At 71.5% G+C, this 17846-nt stretch carries 18 protein-coding genes; 3 read left to right on the forward strand and 15 right to left on the reverse strand.

What is annotated here, in order from left to right:
- Positions 1-888, forward strand: coding sequence for a 5'-3' exonuclease (locus AW271_RS26015; RefSeq protein ID WP_062340428.1), 888 nt, complete (start codon positions 1-3; stop codon positions 886-888).
- Between the two features lie 12 nt (positions 889-900).
- Positions 901-2343, forward strand: coding sequence for an RNB domain-containing ribonuclease (locus AW271_RS26020; protein ID WP_062340231.1), 1443 nt, complete (start codon positions 901-903; stop codon positions 2341-2343).
- Positions 2344-2356: 13 nt separating this feature from the next.
- Here AW271_RS26020 and AW271_RS26025 read toward each other — a convergent pair whose 3' ends face one another.
- The 10 genes from AW271_RS26025 to AW271_RS26060 all read right to left on the reverse strand — a co-directional run bounded on the left by AW271_RS26025 (position 2357) and on the right by AW271_RS26060 (position 11914).
- A complete protein-coding gene (locus tag AW271_RS26025) occupies positions 2357-3706 on the reverse strand; it encodes a DUF6297 family protein (protein ID WP_062340232.1) in 1350 nt (449 codons plus the stop codon).
- Entirely contained in the window at positions 3703-4329 is a 627-nt protein-coding gene (locus AW271_RS26030) for an ABC transporter ATP-binding protein (protein ID WP_062340233.1), read from the reverse strand. Before AW271_RS26030 ends, AW271_RS26025 begins: the two co-directional genes overlap by 4 nt.
- A gap of 122 nt (positions 4330-4451) precedes the next feature.
- Positions 4452-4592: a hypothetical protein gene (locus AW271_RS40130; protein ID WP_157554635.1), complete on the reverse strand. Its 141-nt coding sequence runs from the start codon at positions 4590-4592 to the stop codon at positions 4452-4454.
- Positions 4593-4684: 92 nt separating this feature from the next.
- A complete protein-coding gene (locus AW271_RS40885; protein ID WP_169806404.1) occupies positions 4685-4852 on the reverse strand; it encodes a hypothetical protein in 168 nt (55 codons plus the stop codon).
- A 132-nt stretch (positions 4853-4984) separates the two neighbouring features.
- Entirely contained in the window at positions 4985-7693 is a 2709-nt protein-coding gene (locus tag AW271_RS26035; protein WP_062340234.1) for a DEAD/DEAH box helicase, read from the reverse strand.
- A gap of 25 nt (positions 7694-7718) precedes the next feature.
- The gene (locus tag AW271_RS26040; RefSeq protein WP_062340235.1) at positions 7719-8573 is read right to left on the reverse strand and encodes a diacylglycerol/lipid kinase family protein; all 855 of its coding nucleotides are present in this window, start codon (positions 8571-8573) and stop codon (positions 7719-7721) included.
- The gene (gene tatC / locus AW271_RS26045; RefSeq protein WP_062340236.1) at positions 8570-9424 is read right to left on the reverse strand and encodes a twin-arginine translocase subunit TatC; all 855 of its coding nucleotides are present in this window, start codon (positions 9422-9424) and stop codon (positions 8570-8572) included. Before tatC ends, AW271_RS26040 begins: the two co-directional genes overlap by 4 nt.
- Before the next feature lie 36 nt (positions 9425-9460).
- On the reverse strand, positions 9461-9805 hold the full coding sequence (gene tatA / locus AW271_RS26050) for a Sec-independent protein translocase subunit TatA (protein WP_062340237.1): 345 nt from the start codon (positions 9803-9805) through the stop codon (positions 9461-9463).
- A 217-nt stretch (positions 9806-10022) separates the two neighbouring features.
- Positions 10023-10973, reverse strand: coding sequence for a helix-turn-helix transcriptional regulator (locus AW271_RS26055; RefSeq protein ID WP_369408471.1), 951 nt, complete (start codon positions 10971-10973; stop codon positions 10023-10025).
- Entirely contained in the window at positions 10970-11914 is a 945-nt protein-coding gene (locus tag AW271_RS26060) for a helix-turn-helix transcriptional regulator (protein ID WP_062340238.1), read from the reverse strand. Before AW271_RS26060 ends, AW271_RS26055 begins: the two co-directional genes overlap by 4 nt.
- 37 nt (positions 11915-11951) lie before the next feature.
- Between AW271_RS26060 and AW271_RS26065 the strand changes: the two genes are divergently transcribed.
- Positions 11952-13025: a DUF3866 family protein gene (locus AW271_RS26065; protein ID WP_062340239.1), complete on the forward strand. Its 1074-nt coding sequence runs from the start codon at positions 11952-11954 to the stop codon at positions 13023-13025.
- A gap of 328 nt (positions 13026-13353) precedes the next feature.
- Here the strand turns inward: AW271_RS26065 and AW271_RS26070 are convergent, their stop codons facing one another.
- The 5 genes from AW271_RS26070 to AW271_RS26090 form a co-directional block, all read right to left on the reverse strand.
- On the reverse strand, positions 13354-13806 hold the full coding sequence (locus AW271_RS26070; protein WP_062340240.1) for a DUF3291 domain-containing protein: 453 nt from the start codon (positions 13804-13806) through the stop codon (positions 13354-13356).
- A 32-nt stretch (positions 13807-13838) separates the two neighbouring features.
- Complete coding sequence (locus tag AW271_RS26075; protein WP_062340241.1) at positions 13839-14489, reverse strand: helix-turn-helix transcriptional regulator; 651 nt, start codon at positions 14487-14489, stop codon at positions 13839-13841.
- 5 nt (positions 14490-14494) lie between these two features.
- Positions 14495-15529 (reverse strand): FKBP-type peptidyl-prolyl cis-trans isomerase, encoded by a 1035-nt coding sequence (locus tag AW271_RS26080; protein ID WP_062340242.1) that lies wholly within the window; start codon positions 15527-15529, stop codon positions 14495-14497.
- 75 nt (positions 15530-15604) lie between these two features.
- Complete coding sequence (gene pafA, locus AW271_RS26085; protein WP_030452402.1) at positions 15605-16963, reverse strand: Pup--protein ligase; 1359 nt, start codon at positions 16961-16963, stop codon at positions 15605-15607.
- Between the two features lie 70 nt (positions 16964-17033).
- Positions 17034-17657 carry a hypothetical protein gene (locus tag AW271_RS26090; RefSeq protein ID WP_062340243.1) on the reverse strand — a complete coding sequence of 208 codons (624 nt, stop codon included), beginning with the start codon at positions 17655-17657 and terminating at the stop codon, positions 17034-17036.
- Between the last annotated feature and the right edge of the window lie 189 nt (positions 17658-17846).

Below are 17846 nucleotides of genomic sequence, written 5' to 3' on the forward strand. Positions count from 1 at the left end.
ATGCTTCTCGACACCCCGTCGCTCTACTTCCGCGCCTTCTACGGCATCCCGGAGTCGATGACCGCCCCCGACGGCATGCCCGTCAACGCCGTCCGGGGCCTGATCGACATGATCGCCACGCTGGTGAAGACCCACCGCCCCACCCATCTGGTCGCGGCCATGGACGCCGACTGGCGGCCCGCGTTCCGGGTGGCGGCGATCCCGTCGTACAAGGCCCACCGGGTCGCCTCCGGCGACGAAGAAGAGATCCCCGACACGCTGGCCCCGCAGGTGCCGGTCATCGAACAGGTGCTCGCCGCCGTGGGCGTCGCGTCCTTCGGGGTCGAGGGGTACGAGGCCGACGACGTCATCGGCACCCTCACGGTGGCCGCCACGCAGCCGGTCGAGATCGTCACCGGCGACCGCGACCTGTTCCAGCTCGTCGACGACGAGAAACGACGCCGGGTCCTTTACACAGTAAGGGGGATTCGGAACCTGCAGGAGGTCGACGAGGCGTGGGTGAGCGCCAAGTACGGCATCCCCGGCCGCTCCTACGCCGACTTCGCGACCCTGCGGGGCGACCCCTCCGACGGCCTGCCCGGCGTGGCCGGGATCGGCGAGAAGACGGCGGCCTCGCTGATCACCCGCTTCGGTTCCCTGGACGCCCTGCTCGCCGCCGCCGGCGACGAGGGCTTCCCGGCGGGGGCGCGCAACAAGCTGGAGGCCGCCCGCGACTACCTGGCGGTCGCGCCCGCCGTGGTGCGGGTCGCCCACGACGTGCCGATCCCCGAGGGGTCGTTCGAGGTGCCGGCCAAGCCGCACGACCCCGAGGCGCTGATCGCGCTGGCCGACCGCTACGGGCTCGACAGCCCGCTCAACCGCCTGCTCGCGGTGCTCGGCAAGAGCTGAACCGCTACGTTGATGGACGTGCCACACCGAAAAATCCGCATACCCGAGGCCGGCACGCCGCGGTTGAGCGAGGGATTCGACCGGGTGCGCCGGGAGTTCGACCTGCCCGACGAGTTCCCCCAGGCGGTCCTCGACGAGGCCACGGCCACCGCCTCGCGGCGTTTCGTCGGCGACGACCGCACCGACCTGCCGTTCCTGACCATCGACCCGCCCGGCTCGATGGACCTCGACCAGGCCCTGTGCCTGGAGGAGCGCCAAGACGGCTACCGCGTCTGGTACGCCATCGCCGACGTCGGCGCCTTCGTCCGCCCCGGCGGCGCGATCGACCGGGAGGCCAGGAAGCGGGGCGAGACCGTCTACCTGCCCGACGGCCGGGTGCCCCTCCACCCGCCGGTGTTGTCGGAGGGCGCGGCCAGCCTGCTGCCCGGCGAGATCCGCCCGGTCGCCCTGTGGTGCGTCGACCTCGACGCCGAGGGCGAGGTCGTCGGGTTCGACGTCCGCCCGGCGCTGGTGCGCAGCCGCGAACGGCTCGACTACGACTACGTGCAGACCCTCGTCGACACCGGCCGCGCCGACGGGACCCTGCGCCTGCTGGCCGAGATCGGGCCGCTGCGCATGGAGATCGAGCGGGCCCGCGGCGGGGTGACGCTGCCGACGCCCGACCAGGAGGTCGTGCGGTCCGGCGACGGCTACCGGGTGGAGTTCCGCTCGCCGCAGCCGTGCGAGGAGTGGAACGCGCAGATCTCCCTGCTGACCGGGATGTGCGCGGCCCAGATGATGCTCGACGCCGAGGTGGGCGTGCTGCGGGTGCTGCCGGCCGCCGGGCCCGCCGACGTCGACAAGGTGCGGCGCATGGCGCTGGCGCTCGGCGTGCCCTGGCCCGAGGGGGCCGGCTACGGCGAGGTCGTGCACGGCCTCGACCCCAAGATCCCCGGCCACGCCGCGTTCCTGCACGAGTCGACGGTCCTGCTGCGCGGCGCCGCCTACGTGGCCTTCGACGGCGAACCGCCGCCCGACGCCCTGCACGCCGCCGTCGCCGCCCCCTACGCCCACGTGACCGCTCCCCTGCGCCGCCTGGTCGACCGCTACGCCACCGAGGTCTGCCTGGCGGTGGCGAGCGGCGAACCGGTCCCCGAGGAGATCACCGAGGCGCTGGCGGAGCTCCCCCGCGACATGACCGCGGCCACCCGGCGCTCCTCGGGCGTCGACCGGGCCTGCGTCGACCTGGTCGAGGCGTTCCTGCTCCGCGACCGCATCGGCGAGACGTTCGAGGCGGTGGTCGTCGACGTCGCCGACAACGGCAAGGGCGGCCAGATCCAGCTCACCGACCCGGCGGTGATCGCCCGCTGCGACGGCGCGGGCCTGCCCCTGGGCGGCCGGGTGTCGGCCCGGCTGCTGCGCGCCGACACGGCGACGCGGGAGATCCGCTTCACCTGGATGCCCGAGGCCGAATGACGACCGGGCGGGGCTATCCGGCGATCGCGGTCTGCAGCAGGGCCAGCCCCGCCAGCAGCGCCGGGCCACGCAGCAACTGCAGGATCAGCCCCACGGGCGTCGGGCCGAACAGCCCGACGTCCACGAGCGGGCCGGAGTGGTCGAGCGGCGGCCGGGTCGCCACCCGGTAGGTCACCGCCAGCGCTCCCGCCGCCGACACCGCCGCGGTGAGGAGCGACACCCCGGGCACCAGCGCCCAGGTGACGGCCGACCAGACCACCGCCCCGGCGGCCGGGACGGTCAGGAACGCGAGCGTCAGCAGCACGTCGGAGCCGCCCAGCGCCCGCCGGATCGACGGGGAACGCGCCATGACCCGCAACCCGGCCGCCAGCCTGTCGACGGCCGCGAACGCCGCCACCGTGTGCAGGGCGGGCAGGAAGGCGGGCAGCCCGGCGGCCTGGGCGCCATAGGGAACGGACATCAGCGCCGCCCAGATGAACAGCCCCGTCGGCATCCGCCGGACACGCGCCAGGTCGCTTCTCACCACCGCGGCGAACCGGCTCCCGCGGATCGCCGCCGGACGCACCCACCCCACCGACCGTGCCCGCCGTTCGAGCACGACCGACCAGAACATCGTCACGTCGAGGGACAACACCGACACGTGCGTCGCGGTGGCCAGCTCCGCGCCCGACGACAACCTCCCCCGGGTCATGCCGCCGAGGCCGCGCCGGGCCCACTCGGCCGCCGCCACCGCGGCCACGACGAACGGAACCCACCCCATCGCTCCGAGCCCGGTCAGCGGCAGATCCGGCCCCAGCACCAGCACCGCCACCAGCGCGTAGGCCGCCCCGCTCAACCACAGCTGCACGGCCGCGACCGGCCAGTCGCCGGCCTGGACCCGCACGCACAACGCGGCCAGCAGCACCCCGGCCGCCGCCCACGCCACGACCGGCGCCGGCGACCGGGTCACCACGAGGAAGCCGAACCCGACGAGCGCGCCCACCCCCGCCCCCACGGCCAGCGCCGCCGCCAGGTGCCCCCTCAGCAGGGCGCCCCGGTCGACGGGGGTGCTGAGCAACCACGTCCGCACCGGCGACCCGGCGTGCAGCGGCCCGAAACCGAGCAGCGCCTTGGCCAGGAGCACCAGGCACAACACCCCCAGCACCGCCGCCGGGACCTGGGCCACCGGATCGGGCCCGCCGTCGACGCGCGCCAGCCCGGCCCGGGCGACCTCGACCACGAGCCCGCCGAACACGCCCAGGTAGACGAGCCGCTCGACGAGCATCGAGAGCAGGAAGCCCAGGGGCCGGCGCGGCCGGCGGGCCCGCCGGCGGTGGCGGAGCTGGGCGGCCCCGGGCGGCGGCCGGACCCCGACGACGGTCATCCCGCGACCTCGACCGTCCGGTCGGCCACCGCGCCGATCAGCTCGTGGTCGTGGGAGGTGAACAACACGGCCACGCCGGCCGCCTTCTCCTTCTGGAGCCGGTCGGCCAGCCAGGCGCGCCCGGTCACGTCGAGACGCTGCTCGGGTTCGTCGAGCAGCAGCAACCGGCGCGGCCTGACCAGGCACGACGCCAGCCCGAGCCGATGGCGCTGGCCACTGGACAGGGTGACCGGAAGCTGGTCGGCGGCCCCGTCGAGGCCGAGATCGCGCAGGGTGGCCGCCACCAGGCCGCCGGGGTCGTCGGAGCCGTGCGCCCAGGCGCAGAGGGCCAGGTGGTCGACGACCGACAGGTCGGGGAAGTAGTCGGCGTCGTCGAGCAGGCAGGCCATCGCCGCCCGCACGGCCGGGTCGGACTCGCGCAGGGGCGCCCCGTCGAACTCGACCAGCCCCTCGTCGGCGTCCTCGACCCCAGCGACGCACCGCAGCAGCGTCGTCTTCCCGGAACCGTTCGCCCCGACGACCGCCACCGCCTCACCGGCCCGGAGCACGAAATCGACCCCGTTCAGCACCGGCAACCGTGAATAGGATTTCCGCAGCCCGGACACGCGCAGCAGTGCTGACATCGGGGATGACACTCCTCATTTCCCATCGGCTGAGGCCGTCTCGCCGGTGCTCGCCCGAACCACATCCTGGTAGGCGAACACCAGCCGGGCAACGGCTCCCGTGAGCAGGAGCAGCGCCGGTATCACTTCCCGCCCCGCCCGCGGACAGCAGGGACCACCAGATCCACCCGACGGCCCACGACCCTGGGCAGCGGGCGCGCGATCGGCACGATCCCCACCAGCACGAGACCGACGGCGATGAGCAGGAAAGCGTAGTGCCGCATACGATGTCGCACCCCTTCTCGCGGACCGTGTCATGAGAATGCACGAAAGGGCCGCTCCGCGTGCACACGGAGCGGCCCTTTACAAAGTCAGGTCACTTCCTGAGACTCCACGTGGTGCCGTATCCGCCCAGGTGCAGGGCCAGGAACACGGCGCCGGCGATGGTCAGCGTGGTCACGGTCAGGACCGCGCCGACGGCGTAGCCGCCGATCGCGAAGACGAGGGCGACGAGGAACAGGACAGCGGCGAGCAGAGCGAACATCCGGACCTCCGGGGGCGTGGGGTGTTACATAGCGGATTTCCGCCGGGTAACACCCGGAATCTCCCCGTGGGGATACGGTGGGCGAACGAACCACTACCCGCGCCTGACCGGCCGGTCAGTTCGCCCCCCGGCTCACGTCAGCGACGAGTAGGCCACCACCCCGCGCCGCATGGCGTCGATCGCCTTCGTCGAGGTCTCGCGCACCTTGCTGCCCTTGGGCGCGGCGTCGCGCAGCTGGCCCAGCAGGTCGAGCAGCTGCTTGATCCACCGGACGAAGTCGCCCGCCGCCAGGTCGTTGTCGGTCAGCACCGCGTCGAGGGTGTGGCCCTTGGCCCAGCGCCAGGCCGCCCACGCGAAGCTCATGTCGGGCTCGCGGGTGAACGACAGGTCGTGGTCCTGTTCGACGGCCTCCAGGTCGGCCCACAACTTCACCATCGAGGCCAGGGCCTCTTTGGCCGCCCCGGCCGGCACGCGGGGGCTGCGGTTGTCGTCGGTCTGGCGCGATTCGTACACCAGGGACGAGACGCAGGCGGCCAGTTCGGCGGCGTCGAGCTTCTCCCAGATGCCGCCGCGCAGGCACTCGGCGGTCAGCAGGTCGAGCTCGGTGTAGAGCTTGGCGAGGCGGCGGCCCTCGTCGGTGACGGTCTCGCCGTCGAGATAGCCGAGCTCGTCGAGGATGCCGCAGACCCGGTCGAAGGTGCGGGCGATGACGTGGGAGCGGCCCTCGACGCGGCGGCGCAGGCCCTCGGTCTCGCGCAGCAGCTTGTAGTAGCGCTCGGCCCAGCGGGCGTGGTCTTCGCGTTCGTCGCAACCGTGGCAGGGGTGCTGGCGCAGCTCGCGGCGCAGTCGCAGGATCTCGTCGTCTTCGGCCGCGTGGTCGCGGGCCCGCACCGGCTTGCCGAGGTCGACGTCGCCGAGCTTGGCGTGCATGGTGGCGACCAGGTTGGCCCGCTCCTTGGGGCTGCGGGCGTTGAAGTTGCGCGGCACCCGGATGTGCTCGACCGGCTCGACCGGCACCGGGAAGTCGGCCGGGGTGAGCTTCTTGACCTGCTTGCCGACGGTCAGGACCAGCAGCGACGGGCCCTCGCCGCGCACGCTGACGCCCGGGTCGAGCACGACGGCCAGCCCGGCCCGCCGCCCGCCCGGGACGCGGATGACGTCGCCGACCTTCAGCACCTCGAGGCTCTGCACCGCCTGGGCCCGCCGGGCCGCGCCGCGCTGCTTGGACAACTCGGCCTCGCGGTCGGACAGCCCCCGGCGCAACGCGGCGTATTCGGGGAAGTCGCCCAGGTGGCAGGTCATCGCCTCTTTGTAGCCCTGCAGCGCGTCTTCGTGCTTGCGCAGCTGGCGGGCCAGCCCGACGACCGCGCGGTCGGCCTGGAACTGGGCGAAGGAGTCTTCGAGCAGGGCCCGGGCCCGCTCGCGGCCGACCTGGCCCACCAGGTTCACGGCCATGTTGTAGGAGGGCCGGAAACTCGACCGCAGCGGGTAGGTGCGGGTGCTGGCCAGGCCCGCGACGCCGATCGGGTCCATGCCCGGCTGGTAGACGACCACCGCGTGGCCCTCGACGTCGATGCCGCGGCGGCCGGCCCGGCCGGTGAGCTGGGTGTACTCGCCCGGGGTCAGGTCGGCGTGGGTCTCGCCGTTCCACTTGTCGAGCTTCTCGATGACGACCGAGCGGGCCGGCATGTTGATGCCCAGCGCCAGGGTCTCGGTCGCGAAGACGGCCTTGACCAGGCCCTTGGTGAACAGCTCCTCGACGACCTCCTTGAAGGCCGGCAGCATGCCCGCGTGGTGGGCGGCCAGGCCGCGCTCCAGGCAGTCGCGGAAGTCGAGGTAACCCAGCACCGCCAGGTCTTCGTCGGGCAGGTGGGCGGTGCGCTCGTCGACCAGCTGCCGGATCTCGTGGCGCTCTTCGTCGGTGGTGAGCCGCAGGCCGGCGTAGAGGCACTGCTTGACGGCGGCGTCGCAACCCGCGCGGGAGAAGATGAACGTGATCGCGGGCAGCAGGCCCTCGGCGTCGAGGCGCTCGATGACCTGGGCGCGGTCGTGGGGCGTGCGCCGGGGGCGGTTGTAGCCGCGTTTGCCGCGCACCTGGTTGAGGCGCTGCTCGTCGCGGGAGATGCGCATCAGGTTGGCGTTGATGCGGGTCGCGCCGTCTTCGTTGGCGAACAGGTCGAAGAGGCGGTTGCCGACCAGCATGTGCTGCCACAGAGGCACCGGCCGGTGCTCGTCGACGATCACCGTCGTGTCGCCCCTGACCGCGCCCAGCCACTCGCCGAACTCCTCGGCGTTGGAGACCGTGGCCGACAGGGCGACCACGCGCACCGACTCGGGCAGGTGGATGATCACCTCTTCCCAGACCGCGCCGCGGAAGCGGTCGGCGAGGTAGTGGACCTCGTCCATGACCACGTAGCCGAGGCCGCTCAGGGTCTGGGAGCCCGCGTAGAGCATGTTGCGCAGCACCTCGGTCGTCATGATGACGATCGGGGCGTCGCCGTTGACGCTGTTGTCACCGGTCAGCAGACCCACGTCGGCCGCGCCGTAGCGGCGCACCAGGTCGTTGAACTTCTGGTTCGACAGCGCCTTGATGGGCGTCGTGTAGAAGCACTTGCGGCCCTGCTCCAGGGCCAGGTGGACGGCGAACTCGCCGACCACGGTCTTTCCCGACCCGGTCGGGGCCGCCACCAGCACGCCGTCTCCGGCCTCCAGTGCCTGGCAGGCGTCGAGCTGGAACTCGTCGAGCTCGAAGTCGTACAACCCGCGGAACGAGGTGAGCGCAGGGCCCGACTCGGTCTGCTGGTCACGGAAGGCGGCGTAGCGTTCCGCAGGCGTGCTCATGCCGTCAACCCTACCGATATTCCTGTTACGGCCGTGTCATCACCGTCAGCGCACCGGCACGGGCCGTGCAGGTCAGCGGGGTCGGTCCGGCGCGTTCGCCGTCTGCGTAGGCGATCACGCCGGGTGCCTCCAGGGTCACGGAAGCGGCACGATGGATCTCCACGGCCGGGTGTTTCGCATGAGTGCCCAGGAAGACGCGGGGGAAGGCCCGCAGGAAGGCGGCCGTGGGCAGGGCCTTGAGGATCACCACGTCGAGCAGTCCGTCGTCGGGCCGGGCGGTGGGGCAGATCTTCATGCCGTTCCCGTACGACCGGGTGTTCCCCACCGCCACCAGCATCGCCTCCAGCGTGATGGCGGGATGGTGGTCGAGGGTGACGCGGAAGGGGATCGGCCGGAACTCCCGCAGCTCCCGGAGCACGGCGGTGACGTAGCGGGCCGGGCCGGTCATCGCGTTGGCGCGTTCGTTGACGCGGGAGTCGAAGCCGCAGGCCAGCACCCCGGCGAACCACCGGTCGCCCACGGTGGCGGCGTCGATGACCCGGGGCACTCCCCCGGTGACCAGGGCGGCGGCGGCTAAGGGGTCGCGCGGGATGCCCAGGTCGGCGGCGATGTCGTTGCCGGTGCCCATGGGGATGATCGCGAGCGGCACGCCCGTGCCCGCCACCGCCTGGACCGCCAGGTGGACCAGGCCGTCACCCCCGCACGCGACCACCACCGGAGGCCGTTTCCGCACCGCGGCGCGGGCCCGTTCGAGGGTGTCGCCCGCCGACGCGCCCGAGATCACCTCGGGGTCGGGCAGCCGCGCCAGCACCGGGCCGAGGCGGCGGGCCGCCCGGCCGCCTCGGGCGGCCGGGTTAACCAGGACGACGGGCCGGTTCACTCGGACGGCGTTCCGTCGAGCTCCTCTTCGAGCTGCCGGGCCTTGAGGGCCGCGGCGGCGTCGGCGCGTTTGTCGTGGAAGTACATGAACGCCTCGGCCACGAAGAACAGGCCGATCATCGGCAGCGCGAGCGCCAGCATCGTGAACGGGTCCTGGCTCGGGGTCGCGACGGCGGCGAACACGAAGAAGCCGAAGACCACCATGCGCTGGTGCTTGGCCACGGTCTCGTAGCGCACCACGCCGATCAGGTTCAGGAAGACCAGCAGCAGCGGCAGCAGGAACGACACGCCGAAGATCAGCAGCATCATCATCAGGAACGTCAGGTAGTCGTTGACGTCGATGAGCGGCACCGCGTTCTCGGGCACGAACCCCAGCAGCAGCGACAGGCCCTTGTCCATCGTCAGGTAGGCGAGCGTCGCGCCGGCCAGGAACAGCGGGAACGCAAGCCCGAGGAAGGTGTAGCTGTAGCGCTTCTCGTTGCGGTAGAGCCCCGGCGTCACGAACGCCCAGAGCTGGTAGATCCACAACGGCGAGGCCACCACGATGCCGAAGATGAAGGCGACCTTCAGGTTGATGAACAGACCGCCGGTGACGCTGCCGACCACCAGGCTGCACTCCTTGCCGCCGCCGAGCCGGTAGGCGTCGGGGAGCCGGCAGAAGGGCCCGGTCATGAAATCCCAGATCGGGTCGAAGAAGACCAGACCCAGGATCGTCGCGAGCACCACGCCGATGATCATCTTGAACAGGCGGTTGCGCAGCTCGCGAAGGTGGTCCATGAGCGACATGCGCCCATCGGGATCGTCCGCCGCGGCCGAGGGCTTCGGCGTCGACGACCTCTTCAACAGGGCCATCCCATGATCCTGTCTCGAATGAAGGTGCGGCGGGGGTCAGTTCTTCTTGTCGGACGGCTGAGCGGCCGGCTGCGAGGTGGCGCGCAGCTTCGCGTTCTCCTCCTCCAGCTGGCGCAGCCGGTCTTCGACCGACGGCGTCGGCGTCGCGGGCGGGATCTGCGCCGGCGGCGCCGGGGCGGGCTGCGGCGTCACGGTCTCGGCCTGCGCCTGCACCACGGTGGACTTGTCGTCGTCCTCCTCGCGGAGCTTCTGCGTCTCCTTCTTGAACAGGCGCAGCGACTGGCCCAGGGCACGAGCCGTGTCGGGGAGCTTCTTGGCGCCGAACAGCAGGATGATGATGAGCCCGATGATGATGAGCTCAGTGGGTCCCAGGCTTCCCATGACACGTCCTTAAGGGGCGGGTGATGCACGTCCTTGCCCGATCGTACGCTGCGATCGCAGTGCTCATCACCCTTCAGGGGGACGAATCGGGTCCATTCGGCTCTTGGCCCGCTCGATTTCGGCCCCCAGCCCCCGGGCCGCAACGAAGACCCGAACGGCCAGAAACCCCACCAGGAGCAGCCCCGCCACCCCGAGGCCCACGAATAACCAGATCACGTCAGACGCCGACCTCGTAGTTGGCCAGGGTCTGCTTGGCGGTCTCGGCGACCCGCTCGGCCAGGCTCTCAGGCCGCACGACCCGCCCCGAGTCTCCCAGCCGCAGCGCCAGGCGCACGAGCCAGCCCTGGTCACGGGCGCGCAGGGCCACCCGCTGGCGGCCCTCGCCGAGCTCCTCGACCTCCTCGACCGGGTAGTACTCGGAGATCCACCGCCCCGACGGGGTGACCTCGAGCTCGACCAGTTCGTCGGTCTCGGAGGGGCGGAAGACGCCCTGGGTGACGTCCATCGGCTCGGCCTCGGCGGGCGGGTCGGCGGCCACGTCGAGGACGGCGACCTCCTGGATCCGGTCGACCCGGAACATGCGCATCGCCTCGGCCCGGTAGCACCAGCCTTCGAGGTAGTGGCGGCCGTCGACCAGCACCACCCGCAGCGGGTCGACCTCGCGCGGGGTGACCTCGTCGCGGCCGGGGGTGTAGTAGACGAGCGACAGGCGGCGGTTGCGGCGGGCGGCGTCGGTGACGGTCGCCAGCGCGCCCGGGGCGGCCTCGACCTCGACGGTGACCTGGGTGCTGACGGCGGCCGCGCCGTCGCCGGCGGCCTGCTCCAGCTTGGCCACCACCCGGCCCAGGACCTCTCCTCCGGCGAACTCGGGCAGCTCGCCGAGCATGCGCAGCGCCACCAGGAGCGCGCTGGCCTCGTCGACGCCCAGCTTCAGCGGCCGGGCGATCGTGTCGGCGTTGTCGATGAGGATCTCGCCGCCGTCCCAGGAGACGTCGATCAGGTCGCCGGGGGTGTGGCCGGGCAGGCCGCACATCCAGACGAGCTGGAGATCGTCGATGAGCTGCTTCTCGTTGAGCCCGAAGACCTTGGCCACCTCGGGCACCGAGGCGCCGGGGTGGGACATCAGGTAGGGCACGAGGGCGAGCAGCCGGGGCAGCCGGTCGTTCAATGGAGGGCACCCTTCAGACGGCGGAGCACGGCCTCGCGGGCGTCGGGGGGGCCGTCGACCACCGCGTCGGGCCCCAGGCTGGCCAGCCAGCCCGCGAGCCGCTCGGGGTCGGTGAAGACGATGTCGGCCTCGTCCCATTCGGCGCCGGGCCGCACCTCGCGGGCGAGGTGGCGCAGGCCCTGGCAGGTGCCGGGCCGCACGCGCACCGTGGCGGTGCGTTCGGGGCCGGGGTCGTCTCCGGCGTACGCCACCAGCGCCCGCAGGTCGGCGCCCTCGGGCACCTCGACGCTGCCCGGCCGCCCGGTGGGCGTGACGTCGCCGACGATCCGGCTGAGCCGGAAGACGCGGGTGCCGTCGCGGGTGCGGTCGTGGCCGACGACGTACCAGCGGCCGCGGCGCGAGAGCACGCCCCACGGCTCGACCACGCGCTTGAGGACCGTCTCGCTGCCCGCCGAGCGGTAGTGGAAGGTCACGGCGCGGCGGTCGCGCACCGCCTCCCAGAGCGGCGTGAAGGCCGCGTCGCGGGTGTCGACCCGCAGCTCCAGCGGCCCCTCGGCCAGGTCGGTCTCGACGCCGCCTGCCTTCAGCTTGAGCATCGCGCCGCCGGCCGCCTCGGCCAGGCTGGCCCGCTGCCAGACCTGCGCGGCCAGCCCGAGCACGGCCGCCTCGTCGGGCTCCAGCGTGATCTCGGGCAGCTCGTAGGACTGCTTGACGATGCGATAGCCCGGGTCGTCCTCCCACGGGTCCTTCTGGACCTCGATGGGGATGCCGATCTCGCGGAGCTCGTTCTTGTCCCGCTCGAACATCCGCTGGAAGGCCTCGTCGTTGACCGGGTCGTACCCGGGGACCGCGAAACGGATCTGCTCCGCACTCAGCGGACGCCGGGTCGACAGCAGGCAGATCACCAGATTCAGCAACCGTTCCGTCTTGCGCCGCGACATCGGCCCTCCTTCCTGACTCGAACGCTACCCTTTTCCGGTGATCAGATGGCGCAGGGGCGAGGTCCGTGAGATCAGGCGCGAATGGCCCGGCGCGCTCGAGATCGAGGTCGCCGTCGACGACGGCTCCCGATGCCGGGCGCTGGCCTATCCGCCGCTGGTGGGCCGCCCCGAGCCCGGCGACACGGTGCTGCTCAACACGACCGCCCTCGCCATGGGCCTCGGTACGGGAGGTTACGCCATGGTGGTGGCGATTCCTGACCGTTTGCCACAAGATCCCGCAGGGCCGGGGCATCTCGTCAAGGCCCGTTACACCCCCTTGCAGGCCACGGTTCTGGGCGCCGACGAGCAGGACTCCCCCCACCACGACGTGCTGCGCGAGGCCGACTCCCTCGACGGGATGCCCGTCGTGGTCGCCGACCTGCACTCGGCCCTGCCCGCGATCCTCTGCGGCCTCTTCCTGGAGCGCCCGGCGGCCCGGGTGGCCTACGTGATGCTCGACGGCGGCGCGCTCCCGGCGTGGTTCTCGATGGCCTGCGCGAAGCTGCGCGAGATCGGCTGGTTGACAGGCGTTGTCACGGTCGGCCAGTCGTTCGGCGGCGACCTGGAGGCGGTGACCACCCACACCGGCCTGCTGGCCGCCCGCCACATCCTGGACGCCGACCTCACGGTCGTGGCCCAGGGCCCCGGCAACCTCGGCACTGGCACGAAGTGGGGCTTCTCGGGCGTCTCGTCGGGCGAGGCGGTCAACGCCGCCGGCGTGCTGAACGGCCGCCCGGTGGCCGCCCTGCGCGTCAGCGAGGGCGACCTCCGCGAACGCCACATCGGCGTCTCCCACCACAGCCTGACCGCCTACGGCCGCGTCGCCCTGACCCGCGCCGACGTCGTCGTGCCCGAACTCGGCGGCGGGTTCGGCGCCCGCGTCGAAAGCCAGGCCGCCCCGCTGGGCGACCGCCACAACCTGGTGAAAGTCCAGATCGAGGGCCTGTACGACGCCCTCAGGGCCTCCCCCGTGGGTCTGTCGACCATGGGCCGCAAACTCGACGAAGACCTGGCCTACTTCCTCACCTCGGCGGCAGCCGGCCGCCACGCCGCCACCCTCCTGCCCGCCTGACCGGCGATCAGGGCCCCTGTTCCCGATCGTCGGCGTGGCGGGGCGGGCTGGCGATCGGTCGGCGGCTCGTGGCGCGACGGGTGCCGTGGCGAACCAGGAGGGGTCGGTCTGCGGCTGGTGGAACGATCGGCGCCCTGGCGAGCGGAGCGGGAGCGGCAGGTCTGTGGCCCGTGGCCCAGTGGATGCCGTGGCGGGGCGGACCGGGAGCGGGCGGTTGCCGCCGGTTGCGGCGGGGGCCGGAAACGGCGGTCGGTGCCCGGGTGGGCGGAGCCGTAACGGAGCGGGCGTTTGACCCCGGACGGCGCGGGAGGGATGGCCGAGCCCCCGGCTAGCCCCTAGCGCCGTTGGGTTCGTAGAACTCCTTGAAGGTGAAGGCGTCGGCCGTCGGGCCCTTCTCGCGGAGCAGGGTGAGGCGGTTCCACGCCTCCTTGAGTGACGGGATCTCGCCCTCCTCGACCCACCACATCACCGTGTAGGGCTCGGCCACACGCTGGAACCACTCGCGCCGCCGCTGGAGGACCGCCAGGTGGGGCGAGCGGTAGACGAAGTTCCACAACGTCTCGCGGGATGCCCAGATCGAGTAGTTGATCAGCAGGTGGTCGCCGAACTCGTGGGTGATGGTCTCCTCGGGGTCGTCCTCGTTGGCGATGGCGCGCCACACGAAGCCGGGGGCGGCGTCGGCGAGGGTGTTCACGGGTTCGAGGGCGGCGACGAACTCGGCCAGCAGGGGGTCGTCGACGGGCGCGCGCATGTGGGCGACGTTGAACTGGGCCAGATGCATGACCTCACCGTCGCAAAGCGGGGGCTTCTATGTCAACTTTGATTTGTTTTAGAGTTTTCTTGGGGGAAGACCACGCAGCACTCCCCCGGACGAGGGTCGAGCCGGGGCGCGCCGGGTTCGCCGCGCCCTTCGAGCAGGCCCCGGCAGAGGGAGAGGTTCATCGAGCACACCAGCAGCGGCTGCTCCTGGGCGAGCACGTGGAAGGGGCAGTTGCGCAGGCGCAGCAGGCCGTCGTCGTCGTAGGGCTCGTAGCCGCGTTCGGCGAGCAGCTCGGCGAGCGTGGCGGCGGCGCTCTCGGCGCCGAGGCGGGCGCCGATGCGGTGGGCGGCCTTCTCGGCCACCTCGTCGCCGCCCAGCAGGTCGACCACCTCGGCCAGGACCAGGGCCAGGGTGCGGTAGTCGCGCGGCGGCACGCTGACGACGTGCTCCCCCGGCGCCCGGCGGTAGACCTTCGCGGGGCGCCCGCTGCCGGGGCCCTTCTTCTCGGTCAGCCGGGCGAAATCGGCCTCCAGGAGGCCCGCCTCGACAAGCTTGTCAAGATGAAAGGCCGCCAGGGGGCGCGCGACGCCGGCCGCTTCCGCGGCCTCGTTGCGCCCGACCGGGCGGCCTTTCGAGGTGACGAACCGGTAGAGCTCACGGCGGACGGGGTCGTTGAGGGCCGCGACCGCCGCGAGCTCGTCCATCGGTCCTACAGAGCGCCGAGCACGTCGACGACGAACACCAGGGTGTCGGTGCCCTTGATGCCGGCGTCGGGCTGGCCGGCCTCGCCGTAGCCGAGCGCCGGCGGGATGGTGATCAGCACGCGGCTGCCGACGTTGACGCCGGTCAGACCCTGCTTCCAGCCGGGCACGACCTGGTTGAGCGCGAACGAGGTGGGCTGCTTGCGCTCCCACGAGCTGTCGAACTGCTTGTCGGTGCCCCAGATCTTGCCGGTGTAGTGGACCATCACCGTCTGGTTCTCGGCGACCTTCGGGCCGTCGCCCTGGATGACGGTCTTGACCGTCAGGTCCTTCGGCGGCTGCGCGGTGGTCGTGGTGGTCAGCGTCGGGGCGGTGTCGCCACCCGGGTTGACAAGCTTGACACCCTCGATGCCGGGGTCGGACGCCTTGCCCTCGGCGGCCTTGGCGGTCGCCGACACGACGTCGATGACCAGCACCTGCGAGCTGGTGGTGAAGTCGGTGCCCTGGCTCTTGGCCTGCTCGACCACGGCCGGGTCGATCGAGTCCTTGCCGACCACGACGAGCACGCGGCCGCCGGGCTTGCTGCCCAGCAGTCCGTCGTAGAGCGCCTTGGGCATCTGCTGCTGGCTGATCGGCACGAACTCGGCCTGGCCGGTGTCGTAGGCGGACCCGGTGGCCTTGTTCTCCTTGCCGTCCCAGGTCCACACGCTCACCTTGGCGACCAGCGTGTCGCCGTCGGCCGCGGCGGCGCCGCTGCCCTCGGAGATGACCCGGGTGGACGAGACCAGCGCCGGGCCCCCCTTCGGGAAGGTCACGCTGGGCTTCTTGCCCAGGTCACCGGAGACCTTGATGTCTTTCGGGTCGGCGGCGGGGCCGACCGGGGCGGCCGCGGCGGCGCCCGACGAGGCGGCCGCGCTGGGCGCGGCGCTCGTGGCGGCGGCGGAAGGGCTGGCTCCGGTGGCCGTCTTCTGTGCGGTGCCGCACGCGACGGCGGACAGCAGCAAAGGAAGTGCGGCGGCGGCGATGGCCGTGCGGCGGCGCATGTGAAAGTCCTCAGGAATATGACAGCGGGTTCGGGTCACACTACCCGAACCCGCTGTCTGCCCGTCGTAAGGAGATCACATTCCCGCGATCAGCTTGTCGACCCGTTCGTCAACACTTCGGAATGGGTCCTTGCAGAGAACGGTGCGCTGGGCCTGGTCGTTGAGCTTCAGGTGCACCCAGTCGACGGTGAAGTCGCGCCGCTTCTCCTGGGCCTTGCGGATGAACTCGCCGCGCAACCGGGCCCGCGTGGTCTGCGGCGGGACCGATTTCGCCTCGAAGATCTTGATGTCGGACGCGACCCGCTCGACCGACCCCCGCTTCTGCAGCAGATAGAACAGCCCGCGCTTGCGGTGCACGTCGTGGTAGGCCAGATCGAGCTGGGCCACCCGGGGCGAGGAGAGCGGGAGGTCGTACTTCTTTCTGTAACGTTCAATCAGCTGGTATTTGGTGACCCAGTCGATCTCCCGCGAGACCAGGTCGAGGTCGCCGGTCTCCACGGCGCGCAGGGTGCGCTCCCAGAGTTCGAGCACCCGCTTGCTGGTCTCGTCGCCGCCGCGGCGGTCGACGAAGTCCTTCGCCTTGCCGAGGTATTCCTGCTGGATCTCCAGCGAGGACGCCTCGCGGCCGTTGGCCAGCCGCACCCGCCGGCGGCCGGTCATGTCGTGGGAGACCTCGCGGATCGCCCTGATCGGGTTCTCCAGCGACAGGTCGCGCATCACCACGCCCGCCTCGATCATGCGCAGCACCAGATCGGTGGCGCCGACCTTGAGCAGCATGGTGGTCTCGCTCATGTTGGAGTCGCCCACGATGACGTGGAGCCGGCGGAAGCGCTCGGCGTCGGCGTGGGGTTCGTCGCGGGTGTTGATGATGGGACGGCTGCGCGTCGTCGCCGACGACACGCCCTCCCAGATGTGCTCGGCGCGCTGGGAGACGCAGTAGACGGCGCCGCGCGGGGTCTGCAGCACCTTGCCGGCCCCGCAGATGATCTGCCGGGTGACCAGGTAGGGGATCAGGACGTCGGCCAGGCGGCCGAACTCGCCGTGCCGGCCGACGAGGTAGTTCTCGTGGCAGCCGTAGGAGTTGCCGGCCGAGTCGGTGTTGTTCTTGAAGAGGTAGATGTCTCCCGCGATGCCCTCCTCGCGGAGGCGCTTCTCGGCGTCGACGAGCAGCCCTTCGAGAATGCGCTCGCCCGCCTTGTCATGGGTGACCAGCTCCACGACGTTGTCGCATTCAGGGGTGGCGTATTCAGGATGGCTGCCGACGTCGAGATAGAGACGGGCGCCGTTGCGGAGGAAGACGTTGCTCGATCGGCCCCAGGACACCACTCGCCGGAACAGGTAGCGGGCCACCTCGTCGGGGGACAGCCTGCGCTGGCCCCGGAACGTGCAGGTGACGCCGTACTCGTTCTCCAGCCCGAAGATGCGACGATCCATCACCTCACCCTATTCCCAGATCCGTCGTGTGCGGTAGGAAACTCATGGTCGTCTACATTCCCCGCGAACCTCAGTAATAGATCTCGACGACCTTCACGATCTGGCCACTCTTCACGGTGATCAGTGAGGTGGGCTCGCCCTGGGCGGCGAGCTCCAGCAGGCGCTCGCGCGGGCACTTCTCGGTGCCGAGGGCGGCGGAGTTGATCGTCTGGTCGTCGCCCTTGCAGCCGACCGCGCTGAGGAACACCACGTCGGAGGCGATCGGGGCGGCGTAGGTCATGCCGCCCTCGGGCCCGACGAAGTCGCCGCCGGCGTACCGGACCGGCACGTAGCGCGCCTCGTCGCCGTCGAGGGAGACGATCCGCCCACGCAGCACGCCGTCGGCGCTCGGGGACATCTGGTTGAAGTCGTGGCCCTCGTCGTACTGGAACTTGGCCGACTTGATCTTCGGGGTGCGGCCCGAGATCGGGTCCTCCTTGTCGACGTCGGCGCTCACCTGGGGCGTCTGGGTCGGCGCGGCGCTCTCCGTTGGCTCGGCCGCCGTCTCCGTCGGCTGCGGCGCCGGGGGCGTGACGGTCTCGGTGACCGTCGCGGTGACCGTGGGAGCGGGGGCCGCCGTCTCGGCCGGAGAGGAACAGGCGGCAAGCGGGAGGACGGCCAGGGCCAGCAGGGCCCGCCGGAATGTGATCGTCATAGCGGGACGAGCCTAGCGAAACCCGTGTTAAGTCCGTGCAAGTTGAGAGGTATGGGGGAATCCGAAAAATCCACCCCGCCGTTCGTGGTGAAGAGCCTCTTTCCGTTACGGCTCCGCCCGGCCGGCCACCCGACCGGGTCGGGCCACACTCGGGGGCCGGCGATCACGCCGTCACTAGGCCTGCGGCTT

The sequence above is a fragment of the Herbidospora sakaeratensis genome (assembly GCF_001570525.1).
In the GTDB taxonomy this organism is placed as follows: domain Bacteria; phylum Actinomycetota; class Actinomycetes; order Streptosporangiales; family Streptosporangiaceae; genus Herbidospora; species Herbidospora sakaeratensis.

Coding starts and splice junctions, on each gene's coding strand:
- AW271_RS26015 (WP_062340428.1), top strand. CDS start 1: ATGCTTCTCGACACCCCGTCGCTCTACTTCCGCGCCTTCTACGGCATC.
- AW271_RS26020 (WP_062340231.1), top strand. CDS start 901: ATGGACGTGCCACACCGAAAAATCCGCATACCCGAGGCCGGCACGCCG.
- AW271_RS26025 (WP_062340232.1), bottom strand. CDS start 3,706: ATGACCGTCGTCGGGGTCCGGCCGCCGCCCGGGGCCGCCCAGCTCCGC.
- AW271_RS26030 (WP_062340233.1), bottom strand. CDS start 4,329: ATGTCAGCACTGCTGCGCGTGTCCGGGCTGCGGAAATCCTATTCACGG.
- AW271_RS40130 (WP_157554635.1), bottom strand. CDS start 4,592: ATGCGGCACTACGCTTTCCTGCTCATCGCCGTCGGTCTCGTGCTGGTG.
- AW271_RS40885 (WP_169806404.1), bottom strand. CDS start 4,852: ATGTTCGCTCTGCTCGCCGCTGTCCTGTTCCTCGTCGCCCTCGTCTTC.
- AW271_RS26035 (WP_062340234.1), bottom strand. CDS start 7,693: ATGAGCACGCCTGCGGAACGCTACGCCGCCTTCCGTGACCAGCAGACC.
- tatC (WP_062340236.1), bottom strand. CDS start 9,424: ATGGCCCTGTTGAAGAGGTCGTCGACGCCGAAGCCCTCGGCCGCGGCG.
- tatA (WP_062340237.1), bottom strand. CDS start 9,805: ATGGGAAGCCTGGGACCCACTGAGCTCATCATCATCGGGCTCATCATC.
- AW271_RS26060 (WP_062340238.1), bottom strand. CDS start 11,914: ATGTCGCGGCGCAAGACGGAACGGTTGCTGAATCTGGTGATCTGCCTG.
- AW271_RS26070 (WP_062340240.1), bottom strand. CDS start 13,806: ATGCATCTGGCCCAGTTCAACGTCGCCCACATGCGCGCGCCCGTCGAC.
- AW271_RS26075 (WP_062340241.1), bottom strand. CDS start 14,489: ATGGACGAGCTCGCGGCGGTCGCGGCCCTCAACGACCCCGTCCGCCGT.
- AW271_RS26080 (WP_062340242.1), bottom strand. CDS start 15,529: ATGCGCCGCCGCACGGCCATCGCCGCCGCCGCACTTCCTTTGCTGCTG.
- pafA (WP_030452402.1), bottom strand. CDS start 16,963: ATGGATCGTCGCATCTTCGGGCTGGAGAACGAGTACGGCGTCACCTGC.
- AW271_RS26090 (WP_062340243.1), bottom strand. CDS start 17,657: ATGACGATCACATTCCGGCGGGCCCTGCTGGCCCTGGCCGTCCTCCCG.